This is a genomic window from Holdemanella sp. MSK.7.32 (assembly GCF_024460475.1).
Taxonomy (GTDB): domain Bacteria; phylum Bacillota_I; class Bacilli_A; order Erysipelotrichales; family Erysipelotrichaceae; genus Holdemanella.
On sequence record NZ_JANFYN010000004.1, the window covers coordinates 69,443 to 84,693 of the forward strand.

At 36.0% G+C, this 15,251-nt stretch carries 10 protein-coding genes; 9 read left to right on the plus strand and 1 reads right to left on the minus strand.

The annotated features are described in order from the left end of the window. The first annotated feature begins 2 nt into the window (after positions 1-2). Genes NE544_RS01895 through NE544_RS01905 form a run of 3 tightly spaced genes read left to right on the plus strand, consistent with a single transcriptional unit; the run spans position 3 to position 8,329 of the window. Positions 3-4,100 carry a DNA-directed RNA polymerase subunit beta gene (locus NE544_RS01895; RefSeq protein ID WP_256268123.1) on the plus strand — a complete coding sequence of 1,366 codons (4,098 nt, stop codon included), beginning with the start codon at positions 3-5 and terminating at the stop codon, positions 4,098-4,100. Between the two features lie 8 nt (positions 4,101-4,108). After that, entirely contained in the window at positions 4,109-7,993 is a 3,885-nt protein-coding gene (gene rpoC, locus NE544_RS01900) for a DNA-directed RNA polymerase subunit beta' (protein WP_118114284.1), read from the plus strand. Positions 7,994-8,041: 48 nt separating this feature from the next. Beyond that, the gene (locus NE544_RS01905; protein WP_118114283.1) at positions 8,042-8,329 is read left to right on the plus strand and encodes a hypothetical protein; all 288 of its coding nucleotides are present in this window, start codon (positions 8,042-8,044) and stop codon (positions 8,327-8,329) included. Between the two features lie 10 nt (positions 8,330-8,339). Here the strand turns inward: NE544_RS01905 and asnA are convergent, their stop codons facing one another. Next, the gene (gene asnA, locus NE544_RS01910; RefSeq protein WP_118114282.1) at positions 8,340-9,347 is read right to left on the minus strand and encodes an aspartate--ammonia ligase; all 1,008 of its coding nucleotides are present in this window, start codon (positions 9,345-9,347) and stop codon (positions 8,340-8,342) included. Between the two features lie 78 nt (positions 9,348-9,425). Here asnA and NE544_RS01915 point away from each other — a divergent pair, with 78 nt between their 5' ends. From NE544_RS01915 to NE544_RS01940, 6 genes are all read left to right on the plus strand, one after another. Then, positions 9,426-10,211, plus strand: coding sequence for a glycosyltransferase family 8 protein (locus NE544_RS01915; protein WP_256268125.1), 786 nt, complete (start codon positions 9,426-9,428; stop codon positions 10,209-10,211). Next, positions 10,208-11,566 carry a sodium-dependent transporter gene (locus tag NE544_RS01920; protein WP_256268126.1) on the plus strand — a complete coding sequence of 453 codons (1,359 nt, stop codon included), beginning with the start codon at positions 10,208-10,210 and terminating at the stop codon, positions 11,564-11,566. Before NE544_RS01915 ends, NE544_RS01920 begins: the two co-directional genes overlap by 4 nt. Before the next feature lie 11 nt (positions 11,567-11,577). Continuing rightward, a complete protein-coding gene (locus tag NE544_RS01925; protein WP_256268127.1) occupies positions 11,578-12,519 on the plus strand; it encodes an L-lactate dehydrogenase in 942 nt (313 codons plus the stop codon). Positions 12,520-12,577: 58 nt separating this feature from the next. Next, complete coding sequence (locus tag NE544_RS01930; protein WP_256268129.1) at positions 12,578-13,891, plus strand: MATE family efflux transporter; 1,314 nt, start codon at positions 12,578-12,580, stop codon at positions 13,889-13,891. A 51-nt stretch (positions 13,892-13,942) separates the two neighbouring features. Then, positions 13,943-14,152, plus strand: coding sequence for a hypothetical protein (locus NE544_RS01935; RefSeq protein ID WP_003864747.1), 210 nt, complete (start codon positions 13,943-13,945; stop codon positions 14,150-14,152). A gap of 99 nt (positions 14,153-14,251) precedes the next feature. Beyond that, positions 14,252-15,145 (plus strand): alpha/beta fold hydrolase, encoded by an 894-nt coding sequence (locus tag NE544_RS01940; RefSeq protein ID WP_256268128.1) that lies wholly within the window; start codon positions 14,252-14,254, stop codon positions 15,143-15,145. Positions 15,146-15,251: the final 106 nt, after the last annotated feature.

A 15,251-nucleotide genomic window follows, 5' to 3' on the forward strand; every position in this document is an offset into this window, starting at 1 on the left:
GCATGGACAACAACAAAGCATATCGTATTGTCTCGTGTGGAAAAAAATCTTCCCGCCGAGATTACTCAAAGGTTAGTGGTAAATTAGAGTTACCTAATCTTGTCGAAATCCAGACAGATTCATTTAAATGGTTTACGCAACAAGGTATCCAAGAAGTATTTGAAGAAATCTATCCAATTGAAAACTATGGAAAAAACATTCGCTTAAATTTCCTTCGTTATCATTTTGAAGAACCAAAATATAACGCAGAAGAATCTATGTATAGAGAATGCAACTTTGCAGCACCTCTATATGCAGATATGGAATTGGAAGTTACAGACTCAGAAACTGGGGAAGTTGTAACTAAGAGTGAAGAAGTATATTTAGGGGATTTCCCTTTAATGACAGAAACTGGTACATTCATCATCAATGGTGCAGAACGTGTAATCGTTAGTCAGATCGTACGTTCTCCAGGAGCATATTTTGCAGACAGTTATGATGAAAAAACTGGTAAACAAAACTATAGTTGTGAATTAATTCCAAGTCGTGGTACTTGGTTAGAGTTCATGACTGAACAAAAGAAAACTACAAACGGACGTTTAATTAATGTTTCTATTGACCGTCGCCGTAAAGTATTATTCAGTATTTTATTCAAGGCGATTGGTATGTCTTTGAATATCGGAGTGAACGAAGATACTCACGATACATCAATGATGGAAACATTCCTTCATGCAATGGGACGTAACTGGTCTGATGTAGCTACAGATGCAGAAGATCGCGAATACATGAATATGTATTTGTTGTTGTATACTGCTTTCTTCGGTAAATATGAAGAAATCGAAAACACTTTATTGAACGATAAAGTAAAAACAACTCAGGAAGCTTTACTTTCTTTCTATGAAAATCAAAGAAGTGATGAAATCCCTACATTAGATGGATCAATCACTTTGATGCAAGCAAAATTCTTTGATCACCGTCGTTATGACTTGACAAAAGCTGGTCGTTATAAATTACGTAAGAAATTAAATGCGATCGACCGTATGTATGGTATGAGCCTTGCTCATGATATTGTTGATGTAAATGGCAACGTATTCATGGAAAAAGGTACTATGGTTCACCGTGATGAAAGAAATGCATTACGTGAAGAATTGGCTAAGGGTACTTATTGTGTCGCTTATCCATTCCGCTCAGAATTCCATGAAGAAGATATCGTTTCAATTCCAACAAGCTGGACTACAGGATTAATTGGTCGTGTATTAGCTAGTGATGTTGAAACAGAAGATGCTTATTTAGATGCTGGTACAGTATTAACTGAACAAGATGTTTTAGCAATCCAAAAGGTTGTTGAAAATGTTGATATTTTTGCAGGATTGTTTGCACAACCAGTTAAGTTAACAGCCGAAAATATGGATTCTGTATTTAACTATGGTCAACGTTTATATGCTCTTGGACGTTTAACAAATGCTCAAGGTGAAGATATTGTTGATGCAGATATGGAATTAGTTGCGAACCGTTATATGGTTGGTGTAAGTCCAGATGCCATCGATAGTGATGTTGAAACACAAGTTAAACAACGTGCTTTAAGTGAAGATATCACAGCATGGTTGATTGGTGCATGTGTTCAAGAATTATATATTATTGACGATAATGGGGATGAAGTCCGTGTTGCTGGAAATGACCCATTCGCAAATAAACACACAATTACAGTTTCAGATATGTATGCATTCTTCTCATATAGCTTAAACGTTATGGAAGGTGTAGGAACAACAGATGATATCGATATGTTAGGTAACCGTCGTATTCGTTCTGTTGGTGAATTGATTCAGAACCAGTTCCGTATTGGTTTATCTCGTATGGAACGTGTCGTTAAAGAACGTATGTCAATTCAAGAAATGGATAGCTTAACTCCTAGAAAATTGACAAACATTCGTCCTTTGACAGCTGCAATTAAAGAATTCTTCTCTAGTTCACAGTTATCACAGTTCATGGATCAACAAAACCCTCTAGCTGAATTGACAAATAAACGTCGTATTTCAGCCTTAGGTCCAGGTGGTATCAGTCGTGATCGTGCAAGTTTCGAAGTACGTGACGTTCACAACTCTCACTATGGTCGTATTTGTCCAATCGAAACGCCAGAAGGGCCAAACATCGGTTTGATCAATAACTTAACTACATATGCTCGTATCAATGAATATGGATTTATTCAAACGCCTTACCGTAAGGTAAATGCGGATGGTACTGTTAGTGAAGATACAGTTTACTTAAGTGCTGATGAAGAAGCAGATTATGTAATCGCTCAGGCCAATGAGGTTCGCGATGGTCATTTAGTAAATGAACGTGTCGTAGCTCGTAAGGCTGGTGAAACTATCATCGCGGATCGTAATGAAGTAGAACTTGCCGACGTCAGTCCAAAACAGATCGTATCTGTAGCGACTGCCTGTGTCCCATTCTTGGAAAACGATGATGCGTCTCGTGCCTTAATGGGTGCCAACATGCAGCGTCAGGCCGTTCCATTATTAGTTCCTCATTCACCTTATGTAGGTACTGGTATTGAATATAAAATTGCTAAGGACTCAGGTGTTGGTATTGTCGCAAAACAAGATGGTGTAGTTGAATATGTAGATGGTTTGCGTATCGTAGTTAAAGATAATGAAGGTGAAAACCACACTTATCAGTTACGTAAGTTTGCTCGTTCAAACGCAAGCACTTGTATCAACCAACGTCCAATTGTAGAAGTTGGTGAAAAGGTTGAAAAAGGCGATATCTTAGCTGATGGTCCAAGTATGCAAAATGGAGAATTGGCTTTAGGTCAAAACGTTGTTATTGCATATACAACATGGCATGGATATAACTACGAGGATGCCATCATCATGTCAGAACGTATGGTTAGTGATGATGTATATACTTCAATCCACGTAGAAGAATATGATATTGACTGTCGTGAAACTAAGTTAGGTCCAGAAGAAATCACTCGTGATATTCCTAACGTTGGTGAAGCAGCCGTTCGTAAGTTAGATTCAAATGGTATCATCATGGTTGGTGCCGAAGTTAAAGAAGGAGATATCTTAGTTGGTAAGGTTACTCCAAAAGGACAAAGTGAAGTTAGTCCTGAAGAAAAATTATTATTAGCAATCTTTGGTGAAAAATCACGTGAAGTTCGTGACAATTCATTGAAAGTACCTCATGGTGGTGCTGGTATTGTTCATTCTATTCGTGTATTTAAACGTGGAGATGGATCGGATCTTCCTCCTGGAGTAAATATGCGTGTTAAAGTATATATCGTTCAGAAACGTAAGATTTCTGAAGGTGATAAGATGTCTGGTCGTCACGGTAACAAAGGTGTCATCTCTAAGATTTTACCTATCGAAGATATGCCATTTATGGCTGATGGACATCCAGTTGATATCTTGTTGAACCCATTCGGTGTACCTTCACGTATGAACATCGGACAGATCTTAGAAATCCACTTAGGTTACGCTGCTCGTAAATTAGGTGTTAAATTCTCTACTTCAGTATTTGATGGTTTATCAAATGAAGACTTACAAGATGTAATGCGCGAAGCAAGCATGACTGTCGATGGAAAACAGGTATTATATGATGGACAAACTGGACAACCATTCGATGAACGTATTAGTGTCGGTGTAATGTACATGATCAAGTTGGCCCACATGGTTGACGATAAACTACACGCTCGTGCTACAGGTCCATATTCTTTAGTTACTCAGCAGCCATTGGGTGGTAAAGCTCAAAATGGTGGTCAGAGATTTGGAGAAATGGAAGTTTGGGCATTGGAAGCATATGGTGCTGCCCACACATTACAAGAAATCTTGACAATCAAATCAGATGATATTCAAGGTCGTATCAAGACTTATGAAGCCATCATTAAAGGTAAAGATATTCCAGAACCAGGTGTTCCAGAATCATTCCGTGTATTGATGCACGAATTACAAGGTTTAGCAATCGATATTCGTTTGTTAGATGAAAACAATAACGAGGTTGACATCACATTAGATGATGATGACCAGGACGTTCATCTAGCTCAACCTTTACCAGAACAAACACAAAAGGAAGAGCTAGTAGATGATATTGAAGAAGAAAATAACGAAGAAGAGGAGGCGTAGTATAAAATATGAGTATTAACAATTTTGCCTCGATTCAGGTTCGCTTAGCGAGTCCAGAAACGATTTTAAAATGGAGTCATGGTGAAGTAACAAAGCCTGAGACAATTAACTATCGTTCACAAAAAGCAGAACGTGATGGTTTATTCTGCGAACGCATTTTCGGTCCAACTAAGGACTGGGAATGTGCTTGTGGTAAATATAAAAAAGTACGTTTTAAAGGTGTTGTATGTGACCGTTGTGGTGTAGAAATCACAAAAGCAAGCGTAAGACGTGAGCGTATGGGTCACATCCACTTAGCTGCACCAGTAGCTCATATTTGGTACTTACGTGGTATTCCTAGCCGTATGGCATTGTTGTTGGATGTAACACCAAAACAATTGGAAGAAGTTGTATATTTCGTAAGCTATATTGTTACGGATCCAAAAGAATCTGGTTTAGCTTATAAACAAATTCTTTCTGAACGTGAATTCCGTGAAAACCAAGCTATTTATGGTTCAACAGGATTTACAGCTCAAACAGGTGCTGAAGCCGTACTACGTTTATTACAAGATGTTGATTTAGAATCTGAATATCAAGAAGTACAGGATGCACTTGAAAAAGCACAAGGTGAAAAACGTAAGAAATTAATCAAACGTTTGGATACAATCAATGCATTCCGTAATAGTGAAAACTTACCAGAATGGATGATTCTGACTAACATTCCGGTAATACCACCTGATTTACGTCCAATGCTTCAATTGGATGGTGGTCGTTTTGCGACAAGTGACTTAAACGACTTATATCGTCGTGTTATCACTCGTAACAATCGTTTACGTAAATTGTTAGATTTGGGTACTCCAAATATTATCGTTCAAAACGAAAAGCGTATGTTACAGGAATCTGTAGATGCTTTAATTGACAATGGTCGTCGTTCAAAACCAATTACAGGTGCTGGTGGACGTGCATTAAAATCATTGTCTCATTCATTAAAAGGTAAACAAGGTCGTTTCCGTCAGAACTTATTAGGTAAGCGTGTTGACTTCTCTGGTCGTTCTGTAATTGCCGTTGGACCAGATTTGAAAATGTACCAATGTGGTATTCCACGTGAAATGGCAGTTAACTTGTTTAAACCATTTATCATTAATGAAATCGTAAACCAAGGATTAGCACAAAATCCTAAAAATGCAGAAAAATTAATCGAACGTCGTGATCCTCGTATCTGGGATGTTGTTGAAACAGTAATCGACGGATATCCTGTATTAATGAACCGTGCACCTACATTACACCGTTTGGGTATTCAGGCCTTCTTGCCTAAATTAGTAGAAGGACGTGCAATGCGTCTTCACCCATTAGTATGTACTGCGTTCAACGCCGACTTCGATGGTGACCAGATGGCCATCCACGTTCCATTAGGAGAAGAAGCTCGTGCTGAAGCATTAGTTATGATGCTTGGTTCTCACAATATCTTAGGTCCTAAAGATGGTAAACCTATCGTTACGCCAGGACAGGATATGGTTATGGGTAACTTCTATTTAACAATGGAAGAAACAAAAGAAGAATTTTTTGCAGAAGCTAAACACTACGAAGAAGTTGGCTGCCCATTAGAAGCAGCTCACTGGCACCGTTTTGGTGAAAGTGAAGGTCATGTATATACAGATGAAGATGAAGTTATGATGGCATACCAGTCGAAACAAGTTCACCTTCACACTCGTATCGCATTGCCTGTATGCAATATGCATAAAACATCGTTTGATGAAAAACATAAAAATGATTATTTAATTACAACAGTTGGTAAGATTGTGTTCAACTCAATGTTCCCTGAAGATTTCCCATATATTAATGAGGTATCAAAAGAAAACTTTATTAGCACTCCTGATAAATACTTTATTACTCCAGGACAAAACATTAAAGAATACATCGAAGCTATGCCTTTAGTTGATGCGGTTAAGAAAAAAGATTTAGGTAAAGTTATTGCCGAAGTCTTCAAACGTTATGATGCAGATCAAACTGCTGAAATTCTTGACCAAATCAAATCTTTAGGATTTGAATATTCAACAGTAGCTGGTATTACAGTTGCCTTGTCAGATATCGAAGTGGCTCCTCACAAAGATGAATATATCGATGAGGGTCGTGTTAAAGCCGATCAGTTGAAACACTTACAACGTAAAGGTATGTTGACAATGGAAGAATGGGAACGTCACTTATCTAAGATGTGGGATGATCAAAAAGACAAGATCGTAACATCATTGATGAAAAACTTGCCTCGTAAAAACCCAATCAACATGATGGCGACTTCTGGTGCTCGTGGTAACGCGTCAAACTTTACTCAGTTAGCTGGTATGCGTGGTTTAATGGCAAAACCTGGTCACGCTAAAGCTGGTGCTGGTGAATATGTACCAACCATCATAGAAGTTCCTATCTATTCTTGTTTCCGTGAAGGATTGAACGTAAGTGAGTTCTTTATCTCGACTCACGGTGTGCGTAAAGGTCTTACAGATACTGCCTTAAAGACAGCCGAATCTGGTTACTTAACTCGTCGTTTGGTTGATGTTGCCCAAGATGTAATTATCAAAGAAGACGATTGTGGTACAGATAAAGGTTACTGGATCGAAACATTAATGGATCGTAAAACAAACTCTGTTATCGAACCATTACAAGATCGTTTAGTTGGTCGTTATTCTAAACAAGATGTAACAGATCCAAAGACAGGTGAATTAATTATTGCGAGTGATGAATTTATCACTGATGAACTTGCTAAGAAAATTGTAGATGCTGGTGTTACAGGTATGTATATCCGTTCTGTATTTACTTGTAAGTCTCGTTTAGGTATTTGTCGTAAATGTTATGGACGTAACATGGCTACTGGTAAAGACGTTGAAGTTGGTGAAGCTATTGGTATCATGGCGGCTCAATCAATTGGTGAACCAGGTACACAGTTAACAATGCGTACATTCCATACAGGTGGTGTTGCCGGTGCCGGTGCAGAAGATATCACTCAAGGTTTGCCTCGTGTTGAAGAATTGTTCGAAGCTCGTTGTCCAAAAGGTGTTGCGGTAATTGCTCAAATTTCAGGTGAAATTACTTCAATCGAACGTATTGAAGGAACAATGCGCCAAGAAGTTATTATCACAAACGAACACGAAAGTGTTTCTCATAAAATTAACGCGAACCAGTCTATGCGTCCATGGGTTCAAGTTGGTGCAAAGATTGAAGCCGGTGTTGCGTTGACTGAAGGTCCATTAGATCCAAAAGAATTATTACGTGTTGCTGGTGTACGTGAAGTTCAAGATTATATCTTGAAGGAAGTTAAGAAAGTATACCAAAGCCAAGGTATCGAAATTAGCGATAAGCACTTGGAAGTAATGATCAAACAGATGATGAAGAAAGTAATCGTTGTCGATAGTGGAGATACTGATTTAAATGTTGGTGTTCAATTATCATTGAATAACATCACAAAAATCAATCGTAACGCATTGTTAAGCGGTAAAACTCCTGCTACATTCAAACCTGTATTATTAGGTATTTCTAAGTCTTCTGTTGAAACAGATTCTTTCTTATCAGCCGCTTCATTCCAGGAAACTACAAAGGTTCTTACAGATGCGACTATTAAGGGTAAAGTTGACCACTTAATCGGTTTGAAAGAAAATGTTATTATTGGTAAGCTGATTCCTGCAGGTACTGGATGCCAGGGAGATCGTCCACAAAATCTAATTGTTGCAGAAAAGGCAAAAGAACTTCGTGACAAACGTATTGCACGTATGAAAGAAGTTCATGATGAAGAGTTCGACAAACTAGTATCTGGCTCTGATGATAGAGATATGATGGATAGTGTAGAAGCTTCAGTAGAAGAATCAATTCTACAAGATGCAGAAACTGCAGACAATAATTCAATGGATATCCAATCTGAAGAATAAGAATATAAGGAGTAGGTAGATACCTATTCCTTTTCTTTAGGAGTAAAAATGGAAAAATATTTTGATTTAGGTAGAGCGTATTACACATATTTAAAAAGCAGCACAAAGAAAGATCAATGTACTGTTAGTGTAATATGTGATGATATTGATATTAAACATAACATAATGGATGGCCTATTGTTTGCAGGTGCCTATATATATGATGGATACCAAGAAAATACAGATGGATCTATCACTGTTTGTGACGGAAACATTTCAGTTTATGGATGTGAATTGTCAGATTTAAAGTATGAGAATTATATATCCAATTCCAATGCTACTATAATAAAAAAGTAGGACAATTGTCCTACAAAATTTGAATATTATTTTTTAAGCATGTATCGACCATGTCTTCAGGCCATAAGCTTGCCTGGACTTCTCCGATATGTGCTTTTTTTAGTAAAAGCATACATAGTCTGGATTGACCGATTCCTCCACCTAAAGTGTATGGTAATTCTTTATTTAGAATGGCTTTATGGAAAGGTAATTCACATCTTTCCAAACAGTTTTCTTTTTTCAATTGTTCTAATAATGTATCTTCATCCACACGAATTCCCATAGAAGAGATTTCTAGAGCACTTTGTAGTGGTTCATACCAGAATAGGATATCTCCATTTAGTGTCCAGTCATCATAGTCTGGAGCACGACCATCGTGTTTTTCATTGTTTGATAATTTATCACCAATTTGCATCACAAATACGCAACCATGTTCTTTTGTGATGGCGTTTTCTCTTTCTTTTGCGTTCATATTTGGATACATATCTAATAGTTCCTGAGTTGTGATAAAGAAAATATCATCAGGTAAATGATTAACTGCCTGAGGGTATTTGTACCAAACTTCATGTTCCATATGCTTGATGACTTTAAAGATAGTACGTACATGTTCTACTAATGTTTCTTTTGTGCGTTCATTTTTAGAAATGATTTTTTCCCAGTCCCATTGATCTACATAAGCAGAATGAATGTTATCTAATTCTTCATCTTTACGAATGGCATTCATATTTGTATATAAGCCTTCATGCAATTTAAAGCCATATTTCTTTAAAGCCATACGTTTCCATTTTGCTAAAGAGTGCACAACTTCCATTTGTTCACCAGGAAGTTCTTTCATGGTAAAAGATACGGGTTTTTCTGTACCATTTAAGTTGTCGTTTAAACCAGAACTTTGTGTAACATATAAGGGTGCTGAAATTCTTGATAAATTTAATTCTTTACCAAATTCATATTGAAATGTATCACGGATATATTTAATAGCTTCTTGTGTCTCTCTAACAGTTAATACTGGATCGTAGTTTTCAGGTATAATAAGTTTCATATCATCATCTCCTCAATGTAAGTATTGTATCACAAAATATGAAAAGATTTTCAATTTATTTTGTGATAAAATCATTTTATGAACATTCTATTTTCAATTAACGCAAAATTCATAGATTTGACAAAGACATGTATACGTTCCATCATTCGGTTTGACAAAAATATTGATTTCTATATTTTGCATCATGACTTAAATCAAAAACACATGGATGATTTAAGACGTTCTTTTTTGGAATGTACTTTTCATTTTATAGAAGTAAAGGAAGAAGAATTTAAGGGGTTTCCTATTTCATCTCGATATCCTCTAGAAATTTATTATCGATTATTCGCTTCGGATTTGTTGCCTAAGACATTGGATCGAATTCTTTACTTGGATGTGGATATTGTTGTGATTCATAGTTTAAGGGAATTGTATAACATGGATTTTGAAAGAAATCTTTATATCGCTTCGAGTCATGTAAATGAGCGTATGACGCATTTAAATGCGAAAAGATTAGGGCTAAAAGAAGATGTGCCATATATCAATACTGGGGTCTTGTTGATGAATTTAGAATTATTGCGTAAGCAATTAAATAAGCAAGATATTTTAAATTATGTGAATGCATATAAGAAAAATCTTGTACTTTTTGATCAAGATGTATTGACGGCATTATATGGAGATAAGGCAAAACTAGTAGATTATCGTAAATATAATTTGAGTGAGAGAATGATGAATTTCTATAATTTAAGAAATCCAAAAAGTAGGATAGATCTTGATTGGGTGAAAAAGAATAGTGTTATCATACATTATTGTGGAAGAATGAAACCTTGGAATGGTAAATATATAGGATGTTTAGATTGTTTTTATAGGGAGTTGGAAGAATGAGAGATCGGTTTTCAAATCGTTTAGGATTTATTTTAATTAGCGCAGGATGCGCAATAGGAATTGGTAATGTATGGCGCTTTCCATATATTGTAGGACAATATGGAGGTGCTGCATTTGTCTTGATTTATTTATTTTTTCTAGTCATATTAGGATTGCCAGTTATGGTTATGGAGTATTCGGTAGGACGTGCCAGTCAAAAAAGTGCAGCCCTATCTTTTGATGTGTTAGAGCCAAAAGGAACAAAGTGGCATTTTATGAAGTATGTGGCAATGGCAGGAAATTACATACTGATGATGTTTTATACTTCGGTTTGTGGATGGTTGTTTTATTATTGCTACAAAATGTTGATGGGTGATTTTAATGGATTAAATGTGGGTCAAATTAATAATGAATTTGGTTTAATGTTGTCAAATCCCTTGATTCAAGTAGGTATGATGTTTCTAGTTGTTTGTATTGGTTTTTTCATTTGTTCAAAAGGCTTGCAGAATGGTGTGGAAAAAGTATCAAAGTATATGATGTTGTGTTTATTGGTGTTGATGCTTGTGCTAGCTGTTCGTTCACTCATTTTGCCAGGAGCTATGGAGGGCGTAAAGTTTTACTTGTTGCCTGATTTTTCAAAGATGCAAAATGTATCGGATGTCGTATTTGCGGCCATGGGCCAAGCTTTCTTTACTTTGAGTTTAGGTATTGGTGCTATTGCGATATTTGGAAGTTACATTGATAAAAGTAAGAAGTTAACATCTGAGGCCGTTACGGTTGTGTGTTTAGATACATTTGTTGCATTGGTTGCAGGCTTTATTGTGATTCCTGCTTGTTTTGCGTATAATGTGGATCCTGGGCAAGGGCCTGGATTGATTTTCCAGACATTACCTAATATCTTTGCGAATATGCAATTTGGAAATATTTGGGGTGCTTTGTTCTTTTTGTTTTTGAGTTTTGCCGCATTAACTACAATTATTGCGGTATTTGAAAATATCATCACAATGACAATGGAATGGACAGGATGGTCTCATTCAAAAACAATCAAAGTAAGTTTTGTGCTTGTTTTTGTGTTATCTTTACCATGTGCATTAGGATTTAATGTATTGTCTTTTGTTCAACCTTTAGGTGCTGGTTCAACTATCCAAGATTTAGAAGATTTTATTGTATCAAATAATCTATTACCTTTAGGCTCACTTTGCTATGTATTGTTCTGTACATCTAAATATGGATGGGGATTTAAAAACTTTTTAAAGGAAGCCAATTGCGGAGAGGGAATTTCTTTTCCTAAACAAGTTGGTTTCTATGTTTCATATATCATTCCTGTTATTATTTTGGTAATATTTATACAGGGATATATCTCTAAATTTTTGTAGGAGGAGCCATTATGATTAAAAAGAGAAAAGTAGTAATTGTTGGTGCAGGAAATGTAGGTGCAAGTACAGCTTTTTGCATGATCAATCAAGGAATTTGCGATGAAATTGTATTAATTGATATGAATACAGAAAGGGCTAAAGGTGAAACATTAGATATGATTCATAGTATTGCCTTTATGAATCGTAATATGGAAATTAAATTGGGAGATTATACAGACTGCAAAGATGCAGATGTTTTGGTTATTACCGCAAGTGCTCCAATGGGTAAGGAAAACGATCGTTTAGTGGCTTTAAAATCAAGCTCTAAGATTGTTACAAGTATTGTTTCGAGTGCTATAGAAAATGGATTTGATGGATTTATCGTAGTTGTTTCAAATCCAGTCGATATTATGACTTATGTGGCTTATAAGGTTTCTGGTTTACCAGCAAATCAAATCATTGGTTCAGGAACGTTATTAGATTCAGCTCGCTTACAATGTCATATTGCTGATTGTATTGATGTAGATCCAAAGAGTATTCATGCTTATGTTTTAGGTGAACATGGGGATAGTGAAATGATTCCATGGAGTACAGTTCGTGTGGGTGGTAAAGACATTTACCAAATCATTAAAGATAATCCAACACGCATGAATGAGGGGATGTTTGAAAGTATTCACGAAGCGGTAAAGAAAGATGGTTGGGAAATCTTCAATCGTAAAGGGAATACATGTTATGGTATTGCCGCAAGTACAACACGTATTGTTCGTGCATTGATGTTTAATGAATCCGTAGTACTTCCTATTTCTACGTATTTAGATGGTCAATATGGACAAGATGGTGTATTCACAAGTGTACCGGCTGTTTTAGATGCGATAGGTGTCAAAGAGGTTGTTGAGATTGGAATGACAAAAGAAGAAAAAGAACAGTTTGATGCTTCTTGTAGTCATCTACAAAGTTTTTACAAGGAAGTTTAAGCTTCCTTTTCTTTTAGTAGTGTAGGAGGTGTTAGGGTTGGCACAAGGACAAAAGTTAATGACATCTGGATCGATTCCTAAACAGATGGTTTTCTTTGCGTTACCTATTTTATTAGGAAATTTATTTCAGCAATTATACAATACAGTGGATTCCTTAATTGTTGGAAACTTTTTGGGGAGTCAGGCACTTGCGGCGGTGAGTTCAAGTGGAAATATTATATTCTTGATGATTGGCTTCTTTAATGGGGTTGCGATTGGTGCAGGTGTAGTCATTTCGCGTTATTTTGGCGCAAGAGAAATAGAGCGTATGCAAAATGCGATTCATACAACGGTTGCGTTTGGATTGATTGTAAGTTTTATTATGACACTTATTGGTGTTTTCTTTACACCTACATTGCTTCGTTGGATGGGAACTCCAGATAGTGTGATGGCAGCTTCGGTAACTTATTTTAAAATATATTTTTTAGGTTCTTTTGGATCGATAATGTATAACTTTTTTGTAGGAATATTGCAGGCTGTAGGAGATAGTAAGCATTCGTTATATTATTTGATTGTATCAAGTGTAGTGAATATTGTCTTAGACTTATTCTTTATTGCGGTACTTAAGATGGGTGTTGGATCGGCTGCTTTAGCTACGATTATTTCGCAATATATTTCAGCAGGTCTTTGTCTCTATTTATTGTTGACGACAAAGGGAACGCATCGTATTGTTCCTTCTAAAGTAAAAATTCATAAAGAGTTTTTAGGTGAGATTTTGAAGTATGGTTTGCCAAGTGGATTTCAGAATTCAATTATTGGTCTAGCAAATGTTGTAGTTCAATCAAATATCAACTCTTTTGGCGATATGGCGATGGCTGGATGTGGAGCTTATTCTAAGATTGAAGGATTTGCGTTCTTGCCGATTACCAGCTTTACAATGGCGCTTACAACGTTTGTCGGACAGAATTTAGGGGCTCGCCAATATGATCGTGTTTTAAAGGGTGCTAAGTTTGGCATGATTTGTTCGATGACTTTGGCAGAAATTATTGGTGTAATCATCTTTGTTTTCAGTCCTCAGTTTGTTGCAGCCTTTGACGCAACACCTGAAGTTATTCATTTTGGTACTTTGCGTGGACAAACGAGTGCTTTCTTCTTTTGTTTATTAGCGTATTCACATTGTGTGTCGGCTATTTTAAGAGGGGCTGGGAAGTCAATGATTCCAATGATTGTAATGATGGTTTGTTGGTGTTTTGTGCGTGTTACAGGTCTTACAATCATGGGGGCTTTAGTGCATAATATTTGGTGTGTATATTGGATTTATCCAATTACTTGGTCTTTATCAAGTATCACGTTCTTTATTTATTATCATAGGGTAGATTGGCTTCATGCATAAATTTGACAACTGGATTTAATAAGTGATAGACTTATATCGAGGTAGATAATTATGAAATCAATGTTAGAAGAATTAAAAGATGTAAAAATAAAAAAACATACAGTTACATCTATTGAATATGATTGCAAGTCTGAAGAAAAAGAGGACGAAGTATTTGATCAGGTTCATAATATTGTCACAAATCATTTGGATGACTTCGCAAAAATTACTTTTGATGTGGAAGCAGATCACAAAGTAAAAGTAGAAATTAGTGAAAACTAGTAAGGCCATTGAAAAATGGTCTTTTTTTTGTTTTTGTATAGTTTTGATAATTATATATTTGATACAATGAGTACAAGAAAGATATGTAGGTACTATAATATGATAATTAAAAAAATTACATCAAAACAAGATGGGTTAAAATTAGAGATTGCGATTATGGAGTGCAAGAATCCCAAAGGAATTGTACAGTTTTCACATGGGATGGCCGAGCATAAAGAACGCTATTTTGATTTTATGCAGTATTTAAATGAAAGAGGCTATATTTGTGTGATCCACGATCATAGAGGGCATGGTGGTAGTGTAAAATCTAAGAATGACTATGGATATTTCTATACCGAAAATGCTGATTATATTGTGGATGATTTATTCCAGGTTACGGAGTACGTACGTGATATGTATCCTGGATTAGAGATAACGTTATTTAGTCACAGTATGGGGACTTTAGTGGCTCGTTGTTACTTAAAGAAATATGATGCATATATTGATCAACTGATTTTGTGTGGTCCTCCTACTGAAAATTCGGCGGCAAGTCTAGGCTTGGCATTGGCAAAAATAATAAAGCCTTTCTATAAGGAGAAGAAAGGTAATGGTTTATTGAATAAGATGGCTTTTGCAGGATATGAATCGGGTAATCGTTGGTTGAGTAAATGTGTTGAGAATGTAGAGCAATATGAAGCGGATGAATTGTGTGGATTCTTATTTACAACGAATGGTTTTATTAACTTATTTCAATTGATGATCAAAGCTTTTGATAAAAAAGGATGGAATGTCACTAATGAAAACTTACATATATTTATGATTGCAGGTCAAGAAGATCCGGTCATTCAGGGCAAGGATAAATTTGAACAATTGAAACAATTTTTAATGGGTGTTGGATATAAGAATGTATTTAGTAAATTGTATCCGACTTTAAAACATGAAATCTTAAATGAAAAAGAGAATCAAATAATTTACGAGGATATATATGAATTTATAAAAAGTGCCAAGGATTAATCCTTGGCATTTTGGATACAAAAAAACTCGCGATTGCGAGTAGTTTTTTACATGGAGCAGGTGATGAGAATCGAACTCACGTAGTCAGCTTGGAAGGCTGAAGTTC